The 26,579-nt window shown below is 42.1% G+C and carries 24 protein-coding genes; 5 read left to right on the top strand and 19 right to left on the bottom strand.

What is annotated here, in order from left to right; translation table 11 throughout:
* Positions 1-2 precede the first annotated feature (2 nt).
* Entirely contained in the window at positions 3-755 is a 753-nt protein-coding gene (locus tag LIZ08_RS06850) for a CPBP family intramembrane glutamic endopeptidase (RefSeq protein ID WP_227038554.1), read from the bottom strand.
* A gap of 546 nt (positions 756-1,301) precedes the next feature.
* Here LIZ08_RS06850 and LIZ08_RS06855 point away from each other — a divergent pair.
* From LIZ08_RS06855 to LIZ08_RS06870, 4 genes are read left to right on the top strand one after another with little or no spacing between them, the layout of a single operon-like run.
* Positions 1,302-1,547: a hypothetical protein gene (locus tag LIZ08_RS06855; protein WP_001813542.1), complete on the top strand. Its 246-nt coding sequence runs from the start codon at positions 1,302-1,304 to the stop codon at positions 1,545-1,547.
* Complete coding sequence (locus tag LIZ08_RS06860) at positions 1,544-1,879, top strand: hypothetical protein (protein ID WP_000806926.1); 336 nt, start codon at positions 1,544-1,546, stop codon at positions 1,877-1,879. The genes LIZ08_RS06855 and LIZ08_RS06860 overlap by 4 nt, the downstream gene beginning before the upstream one ends.
* A 12-nt stretch (positions 1,880-1,891) precedes the next feature.
* Positions 1,892-2,272: a hypothetical protein gene (locus LIZ08_RS06865; protein WP_227038555.1), complete on the top strand. Its 381-nt coding sequence runs from the start codon at positions 1,892-1,894 to the stop codon at positions 2,270-2,272.
* A 10-nt stretch (positions 2,273-2,282) separates the two neighbouring features.
* Positions 2,283-2,546 carry a DUF5960 family protein gene (locus LIZ08_RS06870; RefSeq protein WP_001821895.1) on the top strand — a complete coding sequence of 88 codons (264 nt, stop codon included), beginning with the start codon at positions 2,283-2,285 and terminating at the stop codon, positions 2,544-2,546.
* Positions 2,547-2,663: 117 nt separating this feature from the next.
* Here the strand turns inward: LIZ08_RS06870 and msr(D) are convergent, their stop codons facing one another.
* The 15 genes from msr(D) to LIZ08_RS06945 form a co-directional block, all read right to left on the bottom strand.
* Positions 2,664-4,127, bottom strand: a complete 1,464-nt coding sequence (gene msr(D) / locus LIZ08_RS06875) for an ABC-F type ribosomal protection protein Msr(D) (protein WP_000420313.1) — start codon at positions 4,125-4,127, stop codon at positions 2,664-2,666.
* A 119-nt stretch (positions 4,128-4,246) separates the two neighbouring features.
* On the bottom strand, positions 4,247-5,464 hold the full coding sequence (mef(A), locus tag LIZ08_RS06880; RefSeq protein WP_000417519.1) for a macrolide efflux MFS transporter Mef(A): 1,218 nt from the start codon (positions 5,462-5,464) through the stop codon (positions 4,247-4,249).
* Between the two features lie 385 nt (positions 5,465-5,849).
* A complete protein-coding gene (locus LIZ08_RS06885) occupies positions 5,850-6,020 on the bottom strand; it encodes a hypothetical protein (RefSeq protein ID WP_000873143.1) in 171 nt (56 codons plus the stop codon).
* A 514-nt stretch (positions 6,021-6,534) separates the two neighbouring features.
* A complete protein-coding gene (gene rlmD / locus LIZ08_RS06890) occupies positions 6,535-7,890 on the bottom strand; it encodes a 23S rRNA (uracil(1939)-C(5))-methyltransferase RlmD (protein WP_227038556.1) in 1,356 nt (451 codons plus the stop codon).
* A 62-nt stretch (positions 7,891-7,952) separates the two neighbouring features.
* The gene (locus tag LIZ08_RS06895; RefSeq protein WP_227038557.1) at positions 7,953-9,269 is read right to left on the bottom strand and encodes an LCP family protein; all 1,317 of its coding nucleotides are present in this window, start codon (positions 9,267-9,269) and stop codon (positions 7,953-7,955) included.
* Positions 9,266-10,120, bottom strand: coding sequence for a prephenate dehydratase (pheA, locus tag LIZ08_RS06900; RefSeq protein WP_227038558.1), 855 nt, complete (start codon positions 10,118-10,120; stop codon positions 9,266-9,268). The genes LIZ08_RS06895 and pheA overlap by 4 nt, the downstream gene beginning before the upstream one ends.
* Complete coding sequence (locus tag LIZ08_RS06905) at positions 10,111-10,596, bottom strand: shikimate kinase (RefSeq protein WP_049474744.1); 486 nt, start codon at positions 10,594-10,596, stop codon at positions 10,111-10,113. The genes pheA and LIZ08_RS06905 overlap by 10 nt, the downstream gene beginning before the upstream one ends.
* Complete coding sequence (gene aroA, locus LIZ08_RS06910; RefSeq protein WP_227038559.1) at positions 10,589-11,872, bottom strand: 3-phosphoshikimate 1-carboxyvinyltransferase; 1,284 nt, start codon at positions 11,870-11,872, stop codon at positions 10,589-10,591. The genes LIZ08_RS06905 and aroA overlap by 8 nt, the downstream gene beginning before the upstream one ends.
* A 171-nt stretch (positions 11,873-12,043) precedes the next feature.
* The gene (locus LIZ08_RS06915; RefSeq protein WP_003014453.1) at positions 12,044-12,382 is read right to left on the bottom strand and encodes a YlbF/YmcA family competence regulator; all 339 of its coding nucleotides are present in this window, start codon (positions 12,380-12,382) and stop codon (positions 12,044-12,046) included.
* Positions 12,383-12,482: 100 nt separating this feature from the next.
* Complete coding sequence (locus LIZ08_RS06920; RefSeq protein ID WP_227038560.1) at positions 12,483-13,589, bottom strand: prephenate dehydrogenase; 1,107 nt, start codon at positions 13,587-13,589, stop codon at positions 12,483-12,485.
* 16 nt (positions 13,590-13,605) lie between these two features.
* Complete coding sequence (aroC, locus tag LIZ08_RS06925) at positions 13,606-14,772, bottom strand: chorismate synthase (RefSeq protein WP_227038561.1); 1,167 nt, start codon at positions 14,770-14,772, stop codon at positions 13,606-13,608.
* 6 nt (positions 14,773-14,778) lie between these two features.
* A complete protein-coding gene (aroB, locus tag LIZ08_RS06930) occupies positions 14,779-15,852 on the bottom strand; it encodes a 3-dehydroquinate synthase (protein WP_227038562.1) in 1,074 nt (357 codons plus the stop codon).
* Between the two features lie 162 nt (positions 15,853-16,014).
* Complete coding sequence (gene aroE, locus LIZ08_RS06935) at positions 16,015-16,887, bottom strand: shikimate dehydrogenase (RefSeq protein WP_227038563.1); 873 nt, start codon at positions 16,885-16,887, stop codon at positions 16,015-16,017.
* The gene (gene aroD, locus LIZ08_RS06940; protein ID WP_227038564.1) at positions 16,877-17,554 is read right to left on the bottom strand and encodes a type I 3-dehydroquinate dehydratase; all 678 of its coding nucleotides are present in this window, start codon (positions 17,552-17,554) and stop codon (positions 16,877-16,879) included. The genes aroE and aroD overlap by 11 nt, the downstream gene beginning before the upstream one ends.
* Complete coding sequence (locus LIZ08_RS06945; RefSeq protein ID WP_227038565.1) at positions 17,551-18,714, bottom strand: class I SAM-dependent rRNA methyltransferase; 1,164 nt, start codon at positions 18,712-18,714, stop codon at positions 17,551-17,553. The genes aroD and LIZ08_RS06945 overlap by 4 nt, the downstream gene beginning before the upstream one ends.
* A 230-nt stretch (positions 18,715-18,944) precedes the next feature.
* Here LIZ08_RS06945 and LIZ08_RS06950 point away from each other — a divergent pair, with 230 nt between their 5' ends.
* A complete protein-coding gene (locus tag LIZ08_RS06950) occupies positions 18,945-21,104 on the top strand; it encodes an LTA synthase family protein (protein ID WP_049474753.1) in 2,160 nt (719 codons plus the stop codon).
* A gap of 54 nt (positions 21,105-21,158) precedes the next feature.
* Here LIZ08_RS06950 and pulA read toward each other — a convergent pair whose 3' ends face one another.
* The 3 genes from pulA to ligA all read right to left on the bottom strand — a co-directional run bounded on the left by pulA (position 21,159) and on the right by ligA (position 26,465).
* Positions 21,159-23,456, bottom strand: a complete 2,298-nt coding sequence (gene pulA, locus LIZ08_RS06955; protein WP_227038566.1) for a type I pullulanase — start codon at positions 23,454-23,456, stop codon at positions 21,159-21,161.
* Between the two features lie 78 nt (positions 23,457-23,534).
* A complete protein-coding gene (locus LIZ08_RS06960; protein WP_003006748.1) occupies positions 23,535-24,497 on the bottom strand; it encodes a diacylglycerol kinase family lipid kinase in 963 nt (320 codons plus the stop codon).
* 9 nt (positions 24,498-24,506) lie between these two features.
* Positions 24,507-26,465: an NAD-dependent DNA ligase LigA gene (gene ligA / locus LIZ08_RS06965; RefSeq protein WP_227038567.1), complete on the bottom strand. Its 1,959-nt coding sequence runs from the start codon at positions 26,463-26,465 to the stop codon at positions 24,507-24,509.
* Between the last annotated feature and the right edge of the window lie 114 nt (positions 26,466-26,579).

Below are 26,579 nucleotides of genomic sequence, written 5' to 3' on the forward strand. Positions count from 1 at the left end.
AGTTATTTTGGATACAAATTCTTTTCCTTACTAATTCTATTACTCGCCAATATTGTATAAATTAAATAAGCAATAAAAATGATAATAAAAATAACATTAATTTTTAACACAAAATAGAGATTTAACAAATTTGCGAACGTATGGAATAATAGACAGTATCCCACAGATTTCGTTTGACGGTAAAGAAGCCCTAAAATAAAGCTTAAAAACAATGTATATAAAAAAAATAAAATAAAAGGAAATCCTTGATGACTTTCTCCAACTATAAACCATAAAGGCAGATGCCATATTCCCCAAATTGATCCTACAATCAAATTAGATTGCCAATAAGTATATTTTTTATCAAGTAACGGCTGTAATATTCCTCTCCATCCTAATTCTTCATGTCCACCACCAAAAAAAATTAGTTGTATAAAGAATAATGGCATCAGATAAATTGATACTTCATTTAATTCTAAGGAAGATACAGAAAATAGTATCAAAATTGCTAACAGGTGAATAATGAAATAAATACTACTATTTTTTCTTTTATTAAATACAAAATGTTTAAATTTTATATTATTCCTTTTCAAATAAAAGCCACTTGCAATAGCTGGACCAAGTGCACCTACTATATGTAATGTTCTACCTATAATCGTTTCTAATCCAAAAATATCAGATTGTGTAAATATGGCAAGAAGACCCCAAGCTATATAAGTAATTCCAAATGTAATATAAAGATAATTTTTTAAATTCCTTTTATCAATTTCTGTCATTTTATCTTCCTTATTTTGATTATTCTATATATAATATTTTTCTGCTTATTAGTTGCTCTCGATTATAACTACCTATATTCTATCACAAAAATGCAAAAAAAGCCTTACAATCAAGGCTTTTGATTATCCCTTTTGTTACAAGGTTTCTAGGCTTTTACGAGTAAAGATACACACTCGGCGGTTCGCTGTTGCCGTATCGTTTCGTCGTAAACTCCTTACTCTACGACAGCTATCGCATGGGCGGAACATCTCCTTCTACTACGCTGATGCCTCAGCTCGTACAAGCAGTGATACCGCCTCAACATGTGCTGAGAGCTTTCTTCTATACTAATAGACGAAAGGGTGTGAAAATGATTTTTAAATGATACTGTGGAACGGAACAGTAGCCCTAGTATTGACTACTGTCGTTTCTATTCATATTGGCTATTCTAGGACTGAGATGAAAAAATCTATAAATGCTCAGAATAAAATTGAACCCGCAAATCTCCCCAAAACAATGGTGAGTCATGTACTTGTATTATTCCGAAAAAATACACCTCTGGTGCAGTGAGACAAATTGGTGTATCTTATAGTGGCTTCGTAGATGAAAGCTATACTCTACTATCACTCTTTGATGATGTAGAACAAATTGAAAAAGATAATAGACTTCAGACAGCTATTGATGTTGTCAGAGAACAGTTTGGTTTTTTAGCCATACAAAAAGGAACCGTCCTAACTGAAGGTTCCAGAAATATTGAACGCAGTAAACTTATCGGTGGTCATTCCGCGGGTGGATTGGAGGGATTAAAATGAAACAAGAAAAAAATACAGTACAATTTTCAGAAATCCGTAGCAAAGGATGTAATGATATTGAAATGCTTGAAAGATTTTTACATGGAATCGTTGAAACAGCAACTTCAAAACTTCGTCAGAGAAAACTCAAAACAACTGAAATATCGATACGACTAGTACATGCTAAATCTGAAAACCGATTACCATTGGAATTTACATTTAGCATTAAGCCAACAAGCTCATCTGTGATAATCTATACTGAGGTAATCAATCGCTTTAAAGAATGTTACACAGGTGGGGGAATTCAAGGTTTTACGATTCAATTTGATAAAAATACCCTTGCCTCTGCATAGAAAGGATTTGATATGATTGACCGTTCATATTTACCATTTCAATCAGCAAGAGAGTACCAGGATACAAAGATGCAAAAATGGATGGGCTTTTTCCTATCTGAACATGCATCAGCACTCTCTGATGATACAAACAAAGTAACGTACATGTCTGACTTATCACTAGAGAAGAAATTATTACTCCTCAGTCAAGTATACGCCGGGCAGCTACGCACACGCATTCAAGTGATTGAAAAAAACAAGCGTGTTTCCTACACTGGAACAATACCAAGTCTGACCAAAGATTTCATTTTGATAAAAACTACAACAGGTCACATCAATTTGAAATTAAAAGACATTATTAGTATTGAACTTGTCGAGGAGGTGCTCTATGAATCAGCTTTAGTTTCAGCGTAATCACCTACAAATGGACTATTATAGCGAGAGCTACCAAGATTTTGAACGTGACTTCTACCGCTACTCTAACATGAATATTCCATTGACCTTCCTAACTGATGATATCCTAAAAACAATGGCGACTTCACGTAAGAATTACTTTGTCCTCAATAAGGAAAAGTCCAGAGATAACCGCGATCACTTCTTCATATTTGAAGTAAGTACCGTAGATGAGAATCCGCTAATCTATCATTATACATATAAGAAAACTACAATATATTTAGCAGAAAAATAGGAGCAGTTCAATTGACTGTTCCTATTTTTAATATTCATAAAATCTAAAGTCTTTATACTCTTTAACAATGGAGTCGCCAACCAGAACAGACTATACTGACCAGCGACTACCTTAAATTTAATGTTTCAGATTTATTTTCTTATCTCTAATTTCATAAACTACATCTGCTACATTTTCGAGTAATCGTTTATCGTGGGTGATAAACACGATAGTTCCGGTGTACTCCTTCATTAGTATTTCCAAAGCCTCTAAACTTGGTATGTCAAGGAAGTTACTGGGTTCATCCATTATTAGGATGTTATATCTACCCATGAGCATTTTAGCAAGCAACAATTTTATAATTTCTCCACCGCTTAAAACAGATAAACTTTTTCCAATATCGTTCTGTTTGAACCCCATAGATGCTAGCACTGAACGAATTTCTGATATATTGTAGTCACAATCCTTCTGCATAAACTCCATAACATTCTGATTACTGTTGTACTTGTAACCATTCTGTGCAAAGTAACCTATTTTTGCCTTAGGCGAAATAGAAATTCCTTCTTCATGGTTTAAGATCATTTGGATTAAAGTTGTTTTTCCGATTCCATTACCACCAGTTAACGCCACTTTTGCTCCTAACGGAATTTGAAAAGATGCATTTTCAAACAGAGCCTTATCCCCAAATACTTTATTAATTTCTGCACCGACTATAGGGTATGGATTATGGAGCTCCAATGCTTTACTTTGCCTGAAACGAATTCTGCGAATGCCTTCCGGAGCTTCTACTTTTCCTAAGGCCGCAATCCTGTGCTCTAGGGTTTTAGCAGCATTATACATCTTTTTTTCCTTACTTCCTATTGATTTTTGATGAGCTAAACGCCCTCCGTCTTCAGTACTTTTTTTCTTTGAAGAACCTTTTGCCTTCTGTTCTATTTTACGAGCCTGTTTTCGCTTTTCCTCCGCAGCCCTTTCCAATCGGGCACGTTCCGCAATAAATTGTTCGTATTCTGCAGCTTGGCTCTTACGTTCTTCCTCTTTCTGACGAAGATAATCAGAATAGTTTCCCCAATACTCAGTGATTTTGCCATCTTTCAGTTCCCATATTTTATCTACTATTTCATCAAGAAAATAGCGGTCATGGCTAATAACTAACAGTGCACCTGTAAAATATTTTAGCTGTCCTATTAGAAAATCAATTCCTTCACGGTCTAAATGGCTCGTAGGTTCATCCGCTAAAATACCATGAACCTGTGCCGATAAGGCCTGTGCTATTTTAAGCCTTGTTTCTTCACCACCGCTCATAGTCTGTATATTTAATTGCTCAACACCTAGCTTGCCTACAAGTGCAAAATCTTTTTCCTCCTGCAGAGTTACTTCGTCCAACTGGGGAATATAGGCAAGTTCACCCAGACGATTCATTTTACATCCTGGGGGAGTTAATTCTCCTAAAAGTACCCTGAGTAAAGTGCTTTTTCCAGCACCATTTGCTCCTACTAAACCAATACGGTCATAATCATATACTTCTAATTCATTTATATCTAAAACATCGCGTCCTTTGAATTCCACACGAATGTCTTTTGCTTTTAATATTAATTCCATAACATTTCCTCCTGTCTATAATCGCATGCTTTCATTTGCTTGTATGCAGGGAAAACCCTGCGATTTTAGCAGGAAGAGTTACATGAAAATAAGATACATAAATATTCCTCCAATATTGTTTATTTTAAATCTAATTTTCTAACCTCAGTTATCATTTGGCAAACTATAGCAATGCCAATAATTAAAATACCTGATAGTAAAAACCAATGATTTACACCGATTTTATCAGCAAAGAATCCAGAAAGAATTAACCCAATTGGCATAGCAAGTGACATGATACTTCCGATCAAAGAAAATACACGTCCTAAATATTCAGGCTTAATTTTCTCCTGAAAAAGAGCTGTTTGCACACCGCTATAAAATGGCACCGAAAGCCCCATTATTGCACAGCAAACTACGAATATTACAAATCCATTTGGAGGAAGTATTCCCGAAACGGCTAAACTGGTCCCCATTATAAAAAATGAACTTGTTATTAGTAATACATGCTTTTCGAAGCCCCCTAATCTTCCTAATAATAAGCCTCCTGCTAGCATCCCAAATGCAAAGGAAATTTCCGTAATAGAAATATGCACAGGCGTTCCATTAAAGTGTTCCATGCTTATTAAAGGAAATAGTGCATTGATTGGCATATAAACAAAAGTATATAGTGTTCCTAAGAGTAATAAGGCAAACAATCCTTTGTTTTGTCTCAGAACCACAACTCCTTCTTTCATCTCCCTTATGAAATTTGGTTCTAAACTTTGCACTTGATTACCCAGCTTAGGTATACGTACAATTGCTACCGTAATAGATGCAATCACAGCACCCAATACGTCGATGGCAATAATAGCATTTAAATCCCAAACGGAGTATAAGAGTGCTGCAACTGCCGGACTAACAATATAGCTTATAGACTGCAAAGACTGACTATAGCCTGCGCATTTCGTTAGCTGTTCTTCTGGTACTAAAAGTGGTGTAACCGCATTGAGTGCTGGGGTATGAAAAGCTGTTCCAATGCTACGGATAAACAATACTATCATAATCATCCAGACAGGTAGCTCCATACAGAATGCAACAATAGCAAGCACTGCACCAGCTGCTGCGATAATTAAATCGGCACCAATCATTATCTTCTTCCTATCATGACGATCCACTAGCACACCAATGGCAGGTCCCAAAATCGCATAGGGTAAAAAACCTACTAATGAAGCCATAGACAAGACCATCGCAGATCCTGTTTTTTCTGTAAGGTAAAAAATAATCGCCATTTGCAGGATGGCACTAGTGATTAATGATACTGCTTGCCCTGCCCATATTGCATAAAATTTTCGTTTCCAATTGTTGTATTTTTCCATTTATATTATCTCCTGCATATTATTTTGCTTGAATTTCTATTTTGAATAGCATTCTAGGCAATAAAAAATGCAGGCCAAACCCCACAATGTGGCTTTTGGTCTGCATACATACAATTTGGAAACATTCATATTAAAGACATAGTTAAATAAAGGTATAGTTAAATAACCAATATCCTCACCGTAACTAATGAATGCTCAATATCGTATAAATAAGCACAACAAAAAAGCCTATCATCGGGTATAGATTCTGCTTTTTTTATTGCCAGCTTATCTTAAACGCATTGAGGCTGTCATAGTTTCGGTTCCTCCTACATCTTTGTTTATATCAATTTATAGTATAACACAACAAGATGATATGTTCAATATAAAAGTTATGGAATGAGACTCATACTTCCAATTCGATGCCAGATTTAAAGGATATGACGAAGTTTTCTTCATAGACTGTAACGCTCTGGATTATCTTCCTTAGTAGCAAGCGATTAGCTTTCACAAAATCTTCTGTTTGTAGTTTTAAAAATTCATCAGGATTTTCTAACTCAACCTCAAAATATTTCATTTTACATTCCCTCATTTCATTTATTGATAAATTGAGTTTGCAAAAAAGAGTGGACAATTTTTGTCTACTCTTAACCTTTAAAATAGTTTTTTTTAATCGATTTGAAGTTGCCTAAATTATTACTTATTCGGTAAAATGAAGTATTGCTTTCAACAGATTTCCTTCAACTACACTTCACTTGATTCAAACAAGGTGGGTACATTTCTATTCCCACAAACTCCTTGTCAATGGAAACAAACACGTACCCACAGGGTAAATGGAAATAGAAACTGATAATTTCTAGCTATCACTTCTACTCATTCCAAAAATTTTCTCACTCTGATACTTACCCACCATAAAGCAAAAAGCCTTGCAATCAAGGCTTTCATTATCCCTTTCGTTCAAAGGTTTCTAAGCTTTTACGAGCAGAGCGACACACTCAGCGGTTCGCTATCTCCGTTCTGTCTGCGTGCTAGCACTTGTCAATCACGGACAGCTATCGCATGGGCGGAAGTAAATGCTAATCTTCGTCGTTTTACTCCTTGACTAGCAAACTTACCGCCTCAACATGGTGCGTTTGCGGAAAAAGGTCCACCGGCTGGACTTTTTTCAATTCGTATCCCAACTCTTGATAGAGTTTGATATCACGCGCCATGGTTGCGACATTACATGAGATATAGGCGATGCGATCAGCTCCTGTTTGGGCACTTGCTTTGATGAAGCTTTCGGTCAAACCCTTGCGTGGTGGGTCGACTAGGATGGCGGTTGGTTGGATCCCCTCCTTGAGCCAATTTTTCATGGCATTTTCAGCTGTATCACAGACATAGTGGGCATTGGTGATGCCATTTATACTAGCATTTTTCTGGCTATTTTCAACAGCTTCTGGGATGACTTCGACACCATAAACTTCCTTGACATGCTTAGCAACAGATAATCCAATAGTTCCGATTCCTGAGTAGGCATCGATCACCACATCCTCTTCTCTTAACTCCGCAAAATCAATAGCTGTCTGATAAAGCTTCTCTGCCATTTCGGTATTGACCTGATAAAAGGCTGGTCCAGAAATTTGGAAGCTATTCCCCAACATTTGGTCCGTAATGTAATCTTGACCATAGAGAACTCGCCATTCTTTTCCAAAAATGGCATTAGTATTCTGGTCATTGATATTTTGCATGACAGACACAATCTCTGGGAACTGCTTGATGACTTGTTCAATCAACTGTTCAACTCGGAAAATTTTAGGACGAGTGGTGACCAAAATGACCATGATTTCTCCAGAATGATGTCCTCGACGAACGACAAGGTTACGAATCAAGCCGGACTGTTCCTTCTCATCATAGGGTTTTAAGTCATAGCGACGAAGCAAATCACGTAAAGCCACAATAACTTGATCAATGACTGGATCTTGGATATAAAAATCTTCAAGAGGCATAAGATCATGAGAATTCTTACGGAAGAAACCAGTCTCCAGAACACCATTGACACGACGAACAGGAACTTGGGCTTTGTTGCGGTATTGGACAGGATGGTCCATCCCCAAGGTCAGGGGGACTCCGAAATCAGAGATTCCCGCCATCTTGTAGAGGCTATCCTTGACCTGCTTGGCCTTGAATTTCAGTTGCTCGGGATAAGCCAGGTGCCCTAAGTCGGCGATTCCGCTTCGTAAATAGGCAAGATCAAGCTCTTCATTACGATGAGGAGATTTTTCTAGGTACTCCTCTACTTTTCCGTAGCCAATCTTTTTGTTGACTTTAAGCACGCGCATGCGGATGACTTCTCCTGGCAGGGCATTCTCCACAAAAAAGACCAGGCCATCGACCTTAGCCACTCCTGCTCCTTCGTGGGTCAAATCGACAATCTCAACGGTTACAATTTCATTTTTCTTTAACATGGTGTTCTATCTTTCTACAAATTAAAAGGGGTGGAGTCCAAAACTCCTATCCCCTTATTATATCATCTCAGTCCCATTTGGTACAATTTCTTTTTATAAGCATCGAAATCGACCAGCAAGCCTTGGCCCCCATACATATCGTAGGCATCGACCCAATCCCCGTTTTCTGGGATGGTCACTCGTTCAATTCCTTTTCCAGCACTTCCAACCAGGCCAAGTCCATTGGTCAATAGGAAGGAGAAAGGTACATTGGTAGACGTCATAGCAAAGACTTTCCCAAGGGCTTCTGATCCCGTAAAGAGTTTGGTTGGATCCTTGATCTGGTGCATAATGGCAGACATGACCTCTTGTTGGCGACGGGTCCGACCAAAGTCCCCTTCATCATCCTTACGGAAACGCGAGTAATTGAGAAGAGTCCGGCCATCCATCCGTTGTTTTCCAACCTTGATGGTTTGTTGCGGAACGACACCGTCTTTCATGTTCAAATCATCTGGTACTTCTACTTCACTGACCTTTTCGCCATCAACCGTTGAAAACTGCGCATTCATCTCGACCCCATTTGGGAAGAGGGTATCGATCGCTGTCGCAAAGGTCTTGAAATCGACCATTGCATAATATTGGATGTCAATGTCAAAGTTATCTTTGAGCATCTGACGCACCAATTCAGCCCCTTGGTTGTTATTTTGCTCCCCGATGGTGAAGGCAGTATTGAGCTTCTGGTCATAGTAGCCATCATATTCAGGAATATTTTGCTGGCTCACTCCATCAATATGGACCAGTGTATCCCGCATGAAGCTGACCATCTTGATCTTGCCTTCTTTGTTATTGACATTGACCACCATGATGGAGTCTGTCCGAGTCTCATCTGATTTCTCACCGATCCGACCATCTGTCCCCAAGATCAGGATATTGACCCCATCTCGCGACTTCTTGCCGTTAAATTTCTCGACGACAGCAGGCTTGGCATCTTTACCAGCTGGTTTACTGTTGAGGCCTTTCACAAACATAAAGACCATGCCACCGATAATGAGCAAGAAAAAGAGAGCTATCCACTTGAGGATCCGCTTGACGCGGATCTTTTTCCGTGGTTTCTTAGGTAGATCGCTCGTCGCAGCAACTGCTTTTTTCTTTGTTTTTTTGCTACGTGATTGGTAAACAGGAAGGTCACCAATCGGTTCAGTAATCTCCCCTTGCACTTCTTCAGTAGCAGCTACTTCAGGCTGTTGAAGGGCTTCTGTTTCCTCATAAACTCCTTGGCTTTTTTGGAGCAAATAATTGTATTCTAGTTGTTCTCGTTCATTCAAATAATGAAAATTTGAGTATAAGTACTCTAATCGCTTTCGCTCATGGTGAGATAGAAAGTTGGATTCGTTACTCATCTTTTCTCCATTCCGTTATCTTTTATAGTATAGACCTGATACTGACCCAAGACTTTTGTCTGAATGCCCAGACTGTCTAATTCTTGATAGGCAAAGTGCACAAGATCAGGCGCTTCATTTAGGAGGTCAATAATGAAAAAGTATTCTCCTAAAGCTGTTTTTAGGGGGCGACTTTCAATCTTGGTTAAATTGATCCCCCGCCAAGCAAAAGTAGACAAGCCTTTATAGAGGGCTCCTGCCAAGTTACTTGGTAAGGTCAAGGCCAAGCTAACTTTTTGCAGTCCCGGACTTAAAGTTTCTGAGATTGCTGGCTCTTTGGCTCCTAAAATCCAAAAACGTGTATAATTGTCCTCGATTTCTTGGATGTCTTTGGCCTGGACTTCCAAGCCGTACTCACTGGCTGCTGCCAGAGGGGCAATCGCCGCAATTTCCAAGTCTGGATGCTCTGCCACATAGCGGGCCGCATAGGCTGTCGAAGCCGTCATTTCCATGGCCACATCCGGATAATGAGCCCTTAGAAAAGCCTTCCCTTGGGCCAAGGCCTGTGGATGCGAATAGACCGTTCGAATGGGGCGGTCTTTTTTAGCCACCAAGAGCTGTTGCTTGATGGGATAGACCACTTCTGCAACGGCCTGAATGGTCCCTTGATGAAAGAGGTAATCAATGGTCTCATGGACACTACCTTCAATCGAGTTTTCAACTGGGACAACCGCAAAATCGATCTCGTGATTCTCATAAGCCTTGATGACATCTGTGATCGTCCGATAGGCAATGCGTTCAGAAGTTGGAAAGCTATGTGTCGCCACATCATGGGTAAAAGATCCCTTGGGACCAAGATAGCCTACAAGCATCGAATGATCTCCGCAATTTCTTCAGGTGTTTTGTCCTCGACATCCACAATATGGGTAGCAATATCCTCATACAAAGTCAAACGTCCTTCAAAAATCTTCTTGAATTCTTCTTTGGTGTGGTTTAAAAAGAGGGGGCGTTGCATAGCTTTGTCATTTTGAATGCGGCTGTACAAGGTTTCAAAATCTACCCGCAGATAAATGTTGTGAGGATTTTTTTCCAAGAGCGCACGGTTATGAGGATTGACCACAATCCCACCTCCAGGGGAAATAATGGCTGCCTCGTTTTCCAACAAACGCTCCAGCATTTCAGCTTCGCGACGACGAAAGGCAGCTTCTCCTTCCACTTCAAAATAGTCATTGATTGACATACCGATCTCTTCAACAATTAATTCATCCATATCATGGAACTTTGGATCAAGAATGCGACCAACGGTCGTTTTACCTGTTCCCATAAAACCAAGTAAAATTTTAGCCATGCAGTAAGGTCTCCAAATCTTCAAAATAACTAGGGTAACTGGTGTTGATGGCCTCTGCACGATCCAACACCACATTTCCATCACTCACCAATAAGGCAGCAATGGCAACCATCATCCCAACTCGGTGATCTCCAAAGGTCCCTAAGTCTGCTCCATGTAGAGGAGTCGGTCCAGTGATGATCATGCCGTCTTCCGTTGGCACGACATTGGCTCCCATAGCATTGAGGCTATCTGCTACGACCTGGATGCGGTCCGTTTCTTTCACACGAAGCTCTTCAGCATCCGCAATCACGGTCTGACCATTTGCTTGTGTCGCTAGTAAAGCAATAATCGGCAATTCATCAATCAAGCGTGGAATCAATTCCCCATCAATCCGGATCCCTTTTAAGGACGAAGTCTTGACAGTGAGACTTGCAGAGACCGCTTTTTCATCGCGATCGTCAATGGTGAGATCTCCCCCCATTTCTTGAATCACATCGAGAATCCCTGTCCGCGTTTGGTTGATGCCAACATTTTCAATCTTGATCACACTATCTGGCAGAATGAGGCCAGCCACTAACCAAAAGGCTGCACTGGAAATATCTCCAGGAACGATGACTTCTTGACCTTGGAACTCTTGTCCACCTTGGATGCGGATGGTTTTTCCGTCCACCTGGATCTCTCCGCCAAATTGGCGAATCATATCCTCCGTATGGTCACGCGTCTTTTCCTTCTCGATAATCGTCGATTCACCTTCAGCTTGTAGAGCGGCAAAAATGAGAGCAGACTTGACTTGAGCCGATGCCACTGGCAAACGGTAATGAATCGGTTGGAGCTGACGGGTCCCTTTTTCATGTAAAGGTGGGCAATCGCGATCTCCCTGACCAGCAATCTCAACTCCCATCTGACGCAGTGGGATCGCGACACGATCCATGGGCCGTTTGGAAAGACTGTCGTCTCCGACCATGGTCACTGCAAAATCCTGACCTGCTAGGACACCAGATATCAAACGAATAGAAGTTCCTGAATTGCCCATATCAAGGGGAGATGTCGGGGCTTGAAGACCTTGAAAGCCTACTCCTTGAATCCGAATCACATCCCCGTCATCTTGGATGGAGACTCCTAATTCTCTAAACACCTGGATGGTAGAAAGCACATCTTCGCCTCGCAAGATATCATAGACCTTAGTTTCGCCCTTTGCAAGACTTCCAAAAATAATGGATCGGTGACTGATGGATTTGTCACCAGGGACTCGAATGGTTCCCTTTAGACCCTTGCTATTGGTTCTTAATTTCATTGCCATCTCCAGAGTGCTTTTCCACATATTCTATCATAAATAGGACATGAATTCAATTTTTGATCAAAAATTTGGAACAAAAAACGAATGTTTCCAAGCATTTTTTGAGCTTGTTTTCCTCTAGTGGCGAACGAAAATACCAGAGTCGAAATGACAACTCTGGTAGTCTTTCTATTTGTATAAATCTTGAATTGGCTCAAAGATAATCTTTTCAAGATCTGCAAGATAAATAGACAATTGTTGTTGTTTGGTGAAGAATTCATTCACAATCGGACTTGCTTGGATTTTTTCCATATAGTCCTTCATTTCTTGTTGCACAGCTTCTGTTGGAAGTTGACCGGATTGCATCAAGCCTTGTAGTTGATTTTGGAAAGCGACGTATTCGTCAAACAGCGTTTTCGCTTCTGGATTTGCTTCGATCGCTTGCTTGCTTTCTACGACAGCCTTATATTCAGGAAGGTCTCGCAGAGTCCGAGAGAGTTCGTTTGCTACATCATAAATATTTGCCATTTTCTAGGCTCCTTTACTGATAAGATACTTCTATTATACTGCTTTTCCTTCAATATTCCTAAAATGAAGCAGGCCTTTTGATGCAAATCCTTCTGTAGACCTAGCGAGCAAGGACGGTATAAGACGTCGCTTGGCTGATCAATGTTTGAGCCCGCTCTTGATCCTCTGCATTTTTAAAGGTCAGCTGCAAAATTCCGTGGATATCCTCCCGATTTTCTTCATTGATGTGAATATTGACCAAGGAAATCCCTTGTAGGAGTTGTAAGATTTCGAGGATCACACCTTCCTGATCGGGGACATCGATAAAGAGATCATAGGCACTATCGCGCCCAGGACGCTGATGGATCTGCATTTCTTTTCGGTGCTTACGTCCCTCATGGAAAAAGGACCAAATGGCCTCTTCGTTATCTGCTTGAATGGTTTCAGCCACTTGGTCCAAGCGCTCTTTAAAATCTGCAATCCGCTCTAATATAGCTTGAGGATTGGACAAGAGAATAGAGGTCCACATACCTGGCTCACTTTCTGCAATCCGTGTCATATCCCGAAAGCCACCAGCCGCAAAACGTCGGGTCATTTCATGCTCTTCTCCATAAGCTACGGCCTGCTCGACTAAGGTCGATGCTAAAATATGAGGAAAATGACTGATCTGGGAGGTTACCCGATCGTGTTCCTCAGCATCGATTTCGATAAAGCGGGATCCTAATCCACTCAAGAGATCTTTCAACTCTTCCATGGCACCTCTTCTAGTCAAGCTGGAAGGAGTAAAAATATAATAGGCATTTTCAAATAAGGTGGCATCCGCTGCTGCTGCACCTGTCTTATGACTACCAGCCATGGGGTGTCCTCCCACAAAGCGTACATCCTTATCTGAAAACACTTTTTCAGCTTGTGCGACAATTTCTGCCTTGGTAGAGCCTGCATCTGTCACCAGTACCCGGTCTTTCAAATTCAGGCCAGCTAAGGTTTCTAAGTAAGACTTGGTTTGCTTGATGGGAAGCGCCAAAATAATGATATCCGCTAAAGGGGCAAAGGCTGCGAAATCATCCGTCACTTGATCCACCATTCCTCTTTCAAGGGCGATAGTTCGAGAGGCTTCACTACGATTGTACCCAAGAACAGTCACGTTTGGGTGGTCTCTCTTAATGCCTAGCGCGAGTGAAGCACCAATCAAGCCCAAGCCTGCAATATATACAACTTTCTTCTCCAAAGGAAAACTCTTTCTCTTAAAAATTCTTCGTAAATTCCCGGTGCTTAGCAACGGCTTCTTTCAATTCTTCCAAGTTATCGGATGAGAATTTTTCAAGCACTTCTGTAGCAAGGACTATTGCGACCACTGCTTCCATTACCACACCTGCAGCTGGCAGAGCTGTTGGGTCGCTGCGCTCAACTGTTGCCTTATAAGGCTCATGGGTTTCAATATCCACACTCATCAAAGGTTTGTAGAGGGTCGGAATAGGCTTCATGACGCCACGAACCAGAATGGGCTCACCATTGGTCATGCCCCCTTCAAAACCACCAAGATTATTGGTGCGACGGGTATATCCAGTGTCCTGAGACCAGATGATCTCATCCATGACTTGACTCCCTTTTAGGCGACCTGCTTCAAAACCAAGGCCAAACTCAACACCCTTAAAGGCATTGATAGAGACCACTCCTTGAGCGATTTTGGCATCCAATTTCTTGTCCCATTGCACATAGGATCCTAGTCCAACAGGCACACCGCCAACCAAGGTTTCCACAATTCCCCCTATGGTATCGCCATCTTTTTTCACTTGGTCAATATAGGCCTTAACGGCTTCTTCTTGTTCTGGCACAACGATCGAAACTTCCGACTGACCTGCCTTTTCCTTGATTTCTGAAACGGTTAGATTCTCGGGAATTGCAATCTCGATTCCCCCAAAATTCACAATGTGGCTGGCTACTTCAAAGCCGATCTCTTCTAAAATCCGTTTAGCAACTGCACCAACGGCTACACGCATGGTCGTCTCACGTGCAGAAGAACGCTCTAAGGAATTACGGAGATCATCGAAACGGTATTTCATCCCTCCGACTAGATCGGCATGACCAGGACGTGGCTTGGTGATCTTACGCAGATTTTTCTTTTTCTCTTCGACCGGTGCTACATTCATGATCTCTAGCCATTTTTGATGATCCAGATTGGTCACGTTCAGAGTAATCGGACCTCCCATGGTCAAGCCATGACGGACCCCTGATGTGATCTCGACCCGGTCACTCTCAATTTTCATCCGAGCACCACGACCATAGCCACCTTGTCGACGTTTGAGCTCTTTATTAATATCCTCTTCAGATAAAGGAAGGCCTGCTGGAACCCCCTCGATGATGGCTGTTAGTCGAGGCCCATGGGACTCTCCTGCTGTTAAATATCTCATACGACCTTATACCTTTCTTTCTAAAAAGTCCTTCATTTCTTGAAGAGGGATTTGATGAATCGCTGCTTGCCCCAACTCTGGAACAATGACTAATTTCAAGTTCGTCCCACGAGCTTTTTTGTCATGAGTCAAGGCTTGATAAAGGGCTTCTTTATCCCAGTTCTCATAGGTCACCGGAAGGCCAAATTTCCGGCACATTTCTTCGATTTGTTGGCTGATTCCTTTTGGCATCAAGCCCTTTTCTTCTGAAACTCGGGAGAGCTGCACCATGCCCATACTGACGGCTTCTCCATGCATAACCTGCCCATAACCAGCTGTCGCTTCAATTGCATGTCCAATAGTATGCCCAAAGTTGAGATACAGGCGAATGCCATTGTCCAGCTCGTCTGCCACAACATGGTCTCGCTTCACCAAGCAAGAATGAGAAATGATGCTCTCTGCATGCTCTAAAATACTCTGGACAGAACCATCCATGGCTTCCAATTCTTCCCAAAGTTCCGTATCTTGGATGAGACCGTACTTGATGACTTCGCCCATCCCCTCGATCAATTCACGTTGCCCTAAAGTGCTCAACACTTCAGGATCAATAAACACACCATCTGGTTGAGCAAAGGTCCCTACCATGTTTTTAGCAAGTGCTGTGTTGACTCCCGTCTTTCCCCCGATAGAAGAATCCACCTGTGCAGTCAAGCTAGTTGGGATCTGAACAAAGGAAATTCCCCGCATATAGGTCGAGGCAGCAAAACCAGCCAAATCACCAACTACGCCACCCCCAAGAGCAACGATTCCATCACTGCGCGTCATGCCCCGGGTAGCTAGAAAGTCATAGACTTTTGAAACAGTGGTTAGATTCTTACTGGCTTCCCCTTGAAGAAACTCAAAGCGCACCACTTGAAAACCAGCTTTCTCCAGGCTCTTCTCTACGATAGAGGCATATAGCTTAGCCACCCGGTTATCGGAAATAATAGCGACTTTTTTATCGCCCCAAAGAGTGCGCAACCAGTCTCCAACTTGGTTGAGACCACCTCTTTCAATCACAACATCATAGGAATGTCCTGGAATAGGTACCGATACGTTCATAGGAATCTCCTTCACGTTTTTCTTTGATTCTATCTTATCATGAAATAAGGCACATGTCTCAATCAAAATGAAAAAGAGACTAGAGCAAGACTGTTTTTTTTAAAATCAGTTCTTGTTCTAATCTCTTAAAGCTTTTTCAATAGGAAAAGGTAAAACCCTCTCTTAGTCACATACAAATTGGCGATATTCTGTTGTCAATGCTTCCCATACAGACTCTGTAGGAAATACTTTCCCAGTCATTAATTCAAAGGCTGCTTCAGCTTGATAAAAGAGCATTCCCAGCCCATTTACCCTCTGGTTTCCTTGATTCACTGCTAATTGCAGAAAGGGGGTCACTGCCGGATAGTAGGCCATCTCTACGATTAAGACATGTGGCGGAAAGGTCAAGTGACTCGCTATTGGAAGAGACTGACCATCCATTCCAACACCAGTGGCATTTAAGATGAGATCAGCTTGATGAAAAGAGTTTTGAACATCTTCATCTTTCTCAATCGCATACAATTCTATCAAGAAATCAAAGCCTTCTTCAACCAACTGAACTATTGAACGATAATGAACCAATCTTTCCTCTCTCACAAAGACAAGGATACGTTTCACACCTAGATGAATCGCCTGTGCAATAATCGCTAAAGCTGCACCACCTGCACCTAAGAGAACCATTGTTTTTCCCTTAATAGAGAAAGCAGGAGGTAAACTACGAAAGAAACCAATTCCATCCGTATTATAGCCTTTAAGCTTGCCATCACGGTGAACAATGGTATTGACAGAACCGATCTTTCGGGCCATCTCATCCACTTCATCTAGATAAGGAAAGACCTTCTGCTTATAGGGCATGGAGATATTGGCCCCAATCATATCTAACTTACGAATTTGGCTGATGGTGCTTTCTAAGTCTTCTTCAGCAATATCCCAAGCTAGATAAGCAGCATTGGTCGCTGTTAATTCATAGGCTAGATTATGGATGAAAGGAGAAATACTATGACGAATGGGATGGGCAATGACCGCTGCCATCCGAGTATATCCGTCAATCTTCATTTAATAACTTCCGAATTCTTCTCATATTTTCAAGAGGAATTTGACCTGGAGCACTTTCATCTCCGACTCTAGCATAAGACCAAGAAGAGCCTGTCAAATCAGCTGTCAAGCGCGAAATCTTCCCGACCTTGCCCATGGAAATCGTTACATATTCTTGCTCAGGGTTCAGTGTCTTGAAACCACGCGTATAATTCATCAAGTCAAGAACATCTTGTTCATTGTGGGCCATGACAGATACTTTGACTAATTTTGGAGAAAAACTGGTCAATTCCGATAAGATCTCCATCATATTTTCCGGAGTTTCTTGGAAGTTATGGTAGCTGAGAACAAGATTTGAAAATTCCAACATCTCTTCAAAGACTTCACGGTGACTATAATACTCGAAATCGATATAATCCGGATGATAGATGGATTGAATATCTTTCAGGATCCCAACATATTCTTCATTAGTCAGCTCCATCCCTCCACCTTCAGCTCGAGTCCGCAAGGTGAATAAAATTTCGCGTCCAGCAAATTTTTCAAAAACTGCAGGAGCAACGGTTAAGATCTCGCTTTTTTCTAAAAAGTCCGCACGCCACTCAATAACATCTGCATCCTCGTAACGCGAACTATCTAGTTGTTGCGCCTCTTCTAAGGAGCGAGGCATAATCGAAACAACTAACTTCATACATCCACCCTAATCGTAAATACTTTCAAGTAATTACTACTTTCTTCTTTCTTGTTCCATCGAAAATCTCCCGGAAGTCCGTATTCCGCTAGATAGCGATGCTTACGGCCTTGAAATCCCTTTTCGATTTGTTTTTTAAATTTTTCTTTGGTCACATTTGCCGCATTGGTACTGAGAATCAAGGTCCCACCTGGATTTAAAATCTCAAGGGCCTCGCTGACCAACCGATGGTAATCTTTAGCGACTGAAAATGTCCGTTTTTTATTCCGCGCAAAGCTAGGCGGATCGAGCACGATCACATCATAGCTTAAGTCATGGCGTTTGGCATATTTGTAATAGTCAAAGACATCCATCACGACAAAACGATGAGCATCCAGCGCCAAGCCATTTGCCACAAAATGCGCTTCTGATAGTTCTCTACTTCTCTTAGCCAGATCGACCGATGTTGTCTCAACTGCTCCACCCATTGCCGCAGCCACAGAGAAGGCTGCCGTATAGGAGAACATATTGAGCAAAGACTTACCAGCCGCTAATCCCTCTACCAAGCTACCTCGGACTTCATGCTGGTCCAAAAAGATCCCCGTCATCAAGCCATCATTGAGAAAGACTTGGTAAAAGACCCCATTTTCAAGAATCAAAAATTCTTGCGGAGCTTCTTCTCCATAGATATGAGCCGATTCATAATCTAATCCTTTAAAGCGAATCTTTTCATAGCCGCCTCGAACTTCTGGAAAAGCCTCTTGAAAGGCCGCTAGAATGGTTTCCGTGATCTGAAATACGAAGGGATTGTACCAAGAAAAAACAACAAACTCACCATATAAGTCAACCGTAAAGCCACCAAAACCATCTCCATCTTGGTTAAAGAGACGAAAGGCCGTCGTCGTTTCATCCGCATAATAAGAACGACGGTATTGCTTGGCTTTGATGAAAAGCTTTTTAAAAAAGTCTTGATCAAAAGCGACCAACTCTTGTGAAACAAACCATCCAATCCCTTTATTTTGTTCAGATAAGTATCCGACTCCGAGGTATTGTCCATCTCCTGAAAGAAATTGAACCTCTTGATCCAAAGCAGGAAGTGACTCAAAATCTTGCTTTTCAAGAAGGGATTGTCCTTGTTTTAATTTTCGAGCTACTTGGCGACTGACTGTGAGTTTTTTCATATCCTCTATTATAGCAAAAGTCTGCAGTTTTCACAAAGAGAGGCTTTATTTACTGGAACTTTTTTTACCGTTTTATCCTAGCTTTCATCATTTAGCTTCAAATGATATAAAATGCCGGATCTTTCCTATTTCTTTCCTCTCCTTTACAGTCATTTTTTTCTTTCTCCATAAAATTGTGGTATACTTGTATATGAAAATTTTTAGGAAATAAGACAAGGAAGTAACATTTTGTGAAAAAAATTACGAATTCGATACTCAATTTCATGAGTACCAGACTAGGATTTGTCTTGACCCTTCTGTTGCTCTACTGGTTCAAAACCATGTGGGCCTATTCAGTTGATTTTAATTTAGACATTCAGGGACCGTATCAGATTTTTCTAGCAGTGATCAACCCATTGCCGATCAGTCTGCTCTTCATCGGTCTAGCACTCTATATCAAACGAACCAAGCTCTTTTATAGTTTGGCCTTTGGGATCTACCTTCTCTTATTTATTTGGTTGATTTCCAATTCCATCTATTATCGAGAGTTTACAGACTTCGTAACGGTCAATACCATGTTGGCTTCCAGCAAGGTTTCTGCCGGTCTCGGAGCTGCTGCTTTAGAATTGTTCCGCCCTTGGGATGTGATCTACATTCTAGATTTCCCTATCCTCGCTTTCTTCTTCTTTAAGAAATGGATTCGAATGGACAATCGTCCCTTCAATAAACGAGCTAGTTTTGCGGTTACCTCTTTATCGGCTATGCTCTTTTCGGCCAACCTTTTCCTCGCAGAAATTGACCGACCTGAGCTCTTGACTCGTGGGTTCTCAAACTACTATGTCGTTCGTGCCCTAGGATTACCAGCCTTTCTGGGGTATAGCGCTAATCAGACCTATGCTGCCAACAAAGAACGTTCCAAAGCCTCCGAAGCAGATCTAAAACCGGTGGAAGAATATATCCAACAGCATTACGCCAAGCCTAATCCTGAGTACTTTGGAATGGCCAAAGGCCGTAACGTCATCTACATTCACTTGGAAAGTTTCCAACAATTCTTGATCGATTACAAGTTGAAAGTAGACGATAAAGAATATGAAGTGACACCTTTCTTAAACTCACTTTACCACTCGAAAGAAACCTTTGCCTTTTCAAACGTCTTTAACCAAGTCAAGGCAGGGAAAACGTCCGATGCGGAGACCATGATTGAAACAGGCCTCTTCGGACTCAACCAAGGTTCCTTTATGGTGAACTATGGTGGAACCAATACCCAACAGGCTGCACCATTTATTCTTTCAAAAAATGGTTACAACTCGAGCGCTGTTTTCCACGGGAATGCTGGAAGTTTCTGGAACCGGAATACTGCTTATAAACAATGGGGCTACAATTACTTCTTTGATGCTAGCTACTTCACCAAACAAAACAGCAGCAACTCCTTCCAGTATGGTCTTAATGACAAATACATGCTCAAGGATTCCATTAAATACCTAGAAAGATTGCAACAACCTTTCTATACGAAGTTCATTACGGTTTCCAACCACTATCCTTATACAACCAGCTTGTCAGGAGATGATCTTGGCTTCCCTCTAGCTAAGACTCAGGACGAAACCATCAATGGCTATTTTGCGACCGCTAACTACCTAGATTCTTCGATCAAGGCCTTCTTTGATTACCTGAAAGAATCTGGTCTTTACAAAAATTCCATCATCGTTCTCTATGGGGACCACTACGGAATTTCAAACTCCCGCAACCCAGCTCTTGCTCCTCTACTTGGTAAGAACTCTGAAACGTGGTCAAGCTATGACAATGCCATGTTGCAACGCGTTCCTTATATGGTAGTTATTCCTGGAATGGACAAGGGAGGCATTATCAATACCTATGGTGGCGAAATTGATATGCTCCCAACCTTGGAACATTTGCTAGGCATTGAATCCAACAAATTCCTCCAAGTTGGTCAAGATATGCTCTCACCAGATCATGATCAAATCGTCGCCTTCCGCTCCGCTAACTACTTTGTAACTCCAGAGTATACGAGCTATAGTGGCCGGACCTATTACACCAAAACAGGTGAGGAAATCACGAACCCAGACGAAAAAACCAAGGAAGAACTGGACAAGATTAGGGAGGCTGCTAACCTGCAATTGAAGATTAGCGATAGCATCCAGACCGGTGACCTCCTTCGCTTCTTCAAGGGCAATGATCTTGGAAAAGTCAATCCAGATGATTATTCCTACACTAATTCCTTCAAGGCATTGAAGAAGATTGAAAAGGAAAAAGGTGACAAATCAACCAGCCTTTATAACCAACGTGGCAATCAGTCCACCGTTGATCTCTTCAAGGCACCTACTTATAAAGAATTGCACCCAGAAGACGATAGTTCTTCCTCAACAGAGACCAGTAGCAGTTCTTCTAAATAAAAAGAATCCCTGAGTTTTTAAACTCAGGGATTTTGTGATTCCTTTAAAAAGAACTTAGTCTAGGACTTCAAAAACAGAAGCCGTTAAATTCTCCACATAGAATGGCCGTTTATGACGACTATTTCCAACCATCAATTTCAATTTATCTGAATTTTGGAGGTAATATGGAAGTCCGCTGGCGTTGAAGATGACCAAGTACTTCTTGTCTCCTGTTAGTTCAAATATCAGAAGTCCACTACAATCAGTTGCAGATTGGATAAAGACTTGTTGGTAGATTTTATCATAGCTTTCAAGCCCTAAGACAGGAAGACTTGTCTTCAAATTGATCAAGCTTCGGATATAGGCAATTGATTCCTTGTTTTGACTGACCAGATCCCAGTTGACCTGATTCACAAAATCTGGAGCATTGTAGGAATTCATGGCCCGCTCACGATCCAAAGGTGTGATCTCTCCATCAGGACCTGTCGCTACCAATTTAGTCCGCATAAACTCTTGACCCAATTGCATAAAGGTCATACCCTGGAAGAGCAGGTTCATGGCCGTAGCCAACTCTGAGCGCTTGACTAAGCCTGCTACTTCTTCATTTGGATGGAGGGTCTGAAGCAAGTCATAGAGATTATAATTGTCATGAGCCTCCACATAATTCAAAACCTGATTCGGACTTAAATAATGACCCAGCTCTGCACTGCCTAGAACAGCACGCGCAACGATATTCTCTGTTGATTTTCGGCTGACAAAGCCACGTTTGATGGAACCATAAACCTCAGCTCCTTTAATAGCATCGCGCTCCGTGTCGTTAAAGAATCCAATACGTGGCAATTGCGCCGCATTGTCTTTCTTAGCCTTATCCTCTGGTGCGAGACCGGTTCCCATATCCCAACCTTCTCCATAAAGGAGAATGCGAGGATCCAGAGCATCCATCGCCTCCCGAATAGCATTCATTGTCGTCACATCGTGAATGCCCATCAAATCAAAGCGGAAACCATCGATCTGGTACTCTTTGACCCAGTGCGTAAGGGAATCAATCATGTACTTGCGGTACATTTCATGCTCACTTGCCGTCTCATTTCCGACACCTGTCCCATTTTGGAAGCGCCCATCTGGCTCCATCCGGTAATAATAATCCGGAACTGTATTTTGGAAAGGACCATGCTCAGTTGAGTAGGTATGATTGTAGACCACATCTATGACTACCGAAATCCCAGCGTCATGATAAGCCCGGATCATAGTTTTAAGCTCTTTCATGGTTTGTTTGGGATTGGATGGATCCGTTGAAAAACTCGTTTCTGGTGCGGAATAATTTTGAACATCGTAACCCCAATTGTAGGTCACACGGCCTTCTTCGTCGTACTGTTTAAAGCGATCAGAAATGGGCTGCAGTTGCACGACATTGACTCCTAACTGACGGATATAATCAAAGGCAGTTGCATCACCATGGCTATTGACGGTTCCTTCTTGGCAAGCGCCCAGATAGGTTCCACGCAAAGACTCGTCCACACCTGAAGTCGGTGATTTGGTCAAATCTCGAAGGTGCATCTCATAAATCACTGCTTGACAAGGATTGTCCAAGCGCCAAGGAGTCGCATCGGCTCCTTTTTTAGGACCCCAATCAAACTGACGATCTGCTCTTGAAAGAATGGCAGTGCGCATCCCGTCCGCTGTCGTTGCAATGCTATAAGGATCGCTCGTCACTTGAGTATGGTGTTCAAAATTCACACGATATTGATAAGCCATGCCACTTAAATTTCCTAGAAAATCTAAAATCCAAACACCATGGGTATTTTCTGGGTGGTAGCTAGACTCTTGTTTGCCACGCATCATCGGAATAGTTTTCCAAATAGGCGCATCCAATTCTGTTGATTGATAGAGTAACAATTCAACTTTCTTAGCAGTAGGAGCCCACAGTTTAAAGCAATGCTCTCCTTCTTCCTCCCGATGACCGAGCCATCCTTGATATGCCCACTTGGCATCAAACTCTCGAGGGCGCATCGCCATATCGTAGGCATGAGGCTGACGATGGCTGTATGCATGACTCGTCAAAGCAGCTTGCAAAGAATAATAGACTGTATCGTCTCCATCAAGAATCCACACTTCTCGAACATGCCCTTCTGGTAAGAGTTCGATTTCAAAGTCCCGGGTCTTAGTGAGCCAATCCCCTTCTTTAACTAGGACATGGCCCCGGTTCAAGGCATCCTTACTCTCGTATACCAGATTTCCCTCCACTCCAAAATAATCCAACTTGGAGAAAGAGACTGATTTTCCTTCTACTTGATCCTGCCATTGCCACATATCATAGGCAAAATAATTTCCTTTTTGCTTATGAAAATGAAGCTTTACATGGTATTGTCGCATAACATTTTCCTATTTCCAATTTAATACCGAAGGAACCATCCGCTTTCAAAACACGTAATGGACTCCAACTATTTGTTTTTATTCTTCAGATGGGTGAACCAAAGCATCGTTGTTGATTTCATCAATATTTGCAAAGAATTCCAAGTGATTATGGAAGACTTCCAATTCAACCGGAGTATCTCCCCCGTATTCCCCATCTAGATTGATGCGGAACGGTTGAGCATTTTTTCCTAACATTTCGATCGTCAACTTCTTGGTCTTGAGATATTCTACATTTTCATCGTGCACATGCTTGCCTCCATTAATGGCCTGAATCATCAGGGACAACATGTTAAAGAGCTTAGCAGTTTTTACGATAATCAAGGTAAAGTTCCCATCATCAAGCTTAGCATCTGGCGCGACACTTTCAAAACCAGCAATCGAGTTGGTCAAGGCCACAAAAATCATAGACGCTGGCCCTTCAAAGACACCATTGTCGTGCTCAATCCGCACCTTACGAGCCTTGTTTCGTGGCAACATTTTAGCAGCTTCTGCCACATAGGCAAAGTAACCCAAGCGAGATTTAACACTACTTGGAACACTGAAGGTCAATTCTGTCATGGTTCCTGCTGCAGCAATATTGATGAAATACTTGCTGCCATAGGCACGACCAATATCCATCTGAATGGTTTGATTCTTTTCGATAATGCGGGCAGCCGCCACAGGATCTCCCATCGGGATCTTCAAGGCACGCGCATAGTCATTGGTGGTACCGGTCGGAATAAAGGCCATCTGCGGACGATTTTCCAGACCTGCGACCCCATTGACCACTTCGTTAATCGTACCATCTCCACCAGCGGCAATGATTAAATCAAAGCCTGCTTTAGCGGCTCTTTCTGCTTCATTTTGGGCAGAAAATGGTTCTGGAGTCGTTTGATAAGCGCTGGTTTCATAGCCCACGTCTTCGAGTACGTCCAAGACTTCCGCAATATTTTTCTTGATAATTTCTTGCCCAGAGGTCGGATTATAAATTAAACGGGCTTTTTTGATTCGTTCTACCATAAAGATCCTCTATAAACTTTCAAGCCAGGCCTCATCTTCTACCTGGATTCCTAATTCTTGTGCTTTGGTTAACTTGCTACCAGCGTCACTGCCTGCAACGACTAAATCTGTTTTTTTGGAAACCGATCCAGTTACCTTAGCGCCCAAACTTTCTAATTTTGCCTTAGCTTCTGAACGCGTGAGTCGCTCTAGCTTCCCAGTCAAAACGACTGTCATTCCTGATAGGGCCGCATCAGCAGCGACTTTCTCACCAAGATAAGCCATATTGACGCCAGCTTCTTTAAGCTCTTGCAGTAGGCGCTTGGATCCTTCTTGCGCGAAATAACGCTTGAGGCTTTCAGCCACGACCATACCGAGACTGTCAATGCCAGCAATTCGTTCTGGATCAGCTGTAGCCAATTGATCGAGGTCATGGAATTCTTGGAGCAAGATTTGACTAACCTTGCTACCGACATGGCGGATCCCCAAACCAAAGAGTAATTTCTCAGCTGAATTCTCTTTTGAAGCTTGAATGGCTTCATAGAGTTTTTCAGCAGATTTTTCTTTAAAGCCTTCTAAGGTCAATAGATCCTCGACTGTCAGACGATAGATCCCAGCTACATCCTCTACCAACTGAGCTGCGAAGAGTTTCTCTACAACAGCTGGACCCAAGCCTGTAATATTCATAGCATCCCGACTGGCAAAGTGGTTCAATCCCTCCTTAATCTGTGCTGGACAGAGCGGATTGATACAGCGAAGGGCCACCTCATCCTCAAAATGAAGCAACTCACTCTGGCAGCTCGGACAATGAGTTGGAATGGCTAATGCTTGATCAGATACCCGTTTATCTTTGACGACACGCAAGACCGCTGGAATGATATCACCCGCCTTGTAGACAATGACGGTATCATCCTGATGAATGTCTTTTTCAGCAATATAGTCCACATTGTGCAAGGTTGCCCGACTAACAGTGGTTCCGGCTAGCTGGACTGGAGTTAGATTGGCAGTTGGGGTCACAACTCCGGTCCGTCCAACCGTCCAATCCACCGATAAGATTTTCGCTTCTTTTTCTTCAGCTGGAAACTTATAGGCGACAGCCCATTTAGGAGCTTTTACGGTAAAGCCTAGTTCTTCTTGAACAGCTAGGTCATTGACCTTGATGACGATCCCATCGATATCGTAGGGAAGATCCTCTCGAAGCTGAGCTACTTTTTGGATGAAGTCCCAAATTTGCTCCATATCCTCAGCCAGCACTCGCTCTTGGTTCACGACAAAGCCTAAGCGGGCTAATTTCTCAAGCACGCCTTCCTGACTGCTTTGATCTGTCGGGCTCACTTCTTGATACAAGAAAGTTGCAAGATTTCGCTTGGCCACGATTTTCGTATCCAATTGGCGAAGCGTTCCTGCAGCAGCATTCCTCGGATTAGCAAACTCCGGCTCGCCGTTTTCTTGACGGATCTGATTGACCCGATCAAAGGAAGCCCGTGGCATGTAGCACTCGCCTCGAACCGTGATGTTCACTTGCTCTGGTAACACCAAAGGAATGTCCTTGACCCTCTTGAGGTTCTCTGTAATATCCTCACCGACAGAACCATCCCCACGTGTTGCGCCCGTTACGAGGACACCATTTTCATAGGTGAGGGAAATGGACAAGCCATCGATTTTCAGCTCACATACATAGCTGATAAAAGGAAATTCCTTACGGACACGCTGATCAAAGGCTTCTAATTCTTCACGCGAAAAAGCATCCTGCAAACTATAAAGGGGATACTGGTGCTGGTATTTGGTAAAGCCTTTTAAAACCACCCCACCTACACGGTGAGTTGGACTCTCTGGTGAGATCTCATCAGGATGAGCGGTTTCTAGTTCCACCAACTCCCGATATAATTGATCATATTCACTATCCGAAACAGATGGAGCGTCTTTTGTGTAATACTCGTAAGCATATCGATTGAGTAATTCCACTAATTCTTTCATTCTGGTTTTCATGTTCTTATTTTATCATAAAATCTTAATTTAGCCTTGAATTTACTGCATTCTTAGCATGAAAAAAAGAGGCTGGGACAAAAGTCCTAGCCTCTCAATTATTTTTGGATTGTCGAG

Source organism: Streptococcus sp. 210928-DFI.4.42, from assembly GCF_020554365.1.
Classification (GTDB): Bacteria; Bacillota; Bacilli; order Lactobacillales; family Streptococcaceae; genus Streptococcus; species Streptococcus parasanguinis_S.

Bases quoted from the DNA above. Each gene is read 5' to 3' on its own strand.
- LIZ08_RS06850 (WP_227038554.1), bottom strand. From the start codon at position 755: ATGACAGAAATTGATAAAAGGAATTTAAAAAATTATCTTTATATTACA.
- LIZ08_RS06860 (WP_000806926.1), top strand. From the start codon at position 1,544: ATGAAACAAGAAAAAAATACAGTACAATTTTCAGAAATCCGTAGCAAA.
- LIZ08_RS06865 (WP_227038555.1), top strand. From the start codon at position 1,892: ATGATTGACCGTTCATATTTACCATTTCAATCAGCAAGAGAGTACCAG.
- LIZ08_RS06870 (WP_001821895.1), top strand. From the start codon at position 2,283: ATGGACTATTATAGCGAGAGCTACCAAGATTTTGAACGTGACTTCTAC.
- LIZ08_RS06885 (WP_000873143.1), bottom strand. From the start codon at position 6,020: ATGAAATATTTTGAGGTTGAGTTAGAAAATCCTGATGAATTTTTAAAA.
- rlmD (WP_227038556.1), bottom strand. From the start codon at position 7,890: ATGTTAAAGAAAAATGAAATTGTAACCGTTGAGATTGTCGATTTGACC.
- LIZ08_RS06895 (WP_227038557.1), bottom strand. From the start codon at position 9,269: ATGAGTAACGAATCCAACTTTCTATCTCACCATGAGCGAAAGCGATTA.
- pheA (WP_227038558.1), bottom strand. From the start codon at position 10,120: ATGCTTGTAGGCTATCTTGGTCCCAAGGGATCTTTTACCCATGATGTG.
- LIZ08_RS06905 (WP_049474744.1), bottom strand. From the start codon at position 10,596: ATGGCTAAAATTTTACTTGGTTTTATGGGAACAGGTAAAACGACCGTT.
- aroA (WP_227038559.1), bottom strand. From the start codon at position 11,872: ATGAAATTAAGAACCAATAGCAAGGGTCTAAAGGGAACCATTCGAGTC.
- LIZ08_RS06915 (WP_003014453.1), bottom strand. From the start codon at position 12,382: ATGGCAAATATTTATGATGTAGCAAACGAACTCTCTCGGACTCTGCGA.
- aroC (WP_227038561.1), bottom strand. From the start codon at position 14,772: ATGAGATATTTAACAGCAGGAGAGTCCCATGGGCCTCGACTAACAGCC.
- aroB (WP_227038562.1), bottom strand. From the start codon at position 15,852: ATGAACGTATCGGTACCTATTCCAGGACATTCCTATGATGTTGTGATT.
- aroE (WP_227038563.1), bottom strand. From the start codon at position 16,887: ATGAAGATTGACGGATATACTCGGATGGCAGCGGTCATTGCCCATCCC.
- aroD (WP_227038564.1), bottom strand. From the start codon at position 17,554: ATGAAGTTAGTTGTTTCGATTATGCCTCGCTCCTTAGAAGAGGCGCAA.
- LIZ08_RS06945 (WP_227038565.1), bottom strand. From the start codon at position 18,714: ATGAAAAAACTCACAGTCAGTCGCCAAGTAGCTCGAAAATTAAAACAA.
- pulA (WP_227038566.1), bottom strand. From the start codon at position 23,456: ATGCGACAATACCATGTAAAGCTTCATTTTCATAAGCAAAAAGGAAAT.
- LIZ08_RS06960 (WP_003006748.1), bottom strand. From the start codon at position 24,497: ATGGTAGAACGAATCAAAAAAGCCCGTTTAATTTATAATCCGACCTCT.
- ligA (WP_227038567.1), bottom strand. From the start codon at position 26,465: ATGAAAACCAGAATGAAAGAATTAGTGGAATTACTCAATCGATATGCT.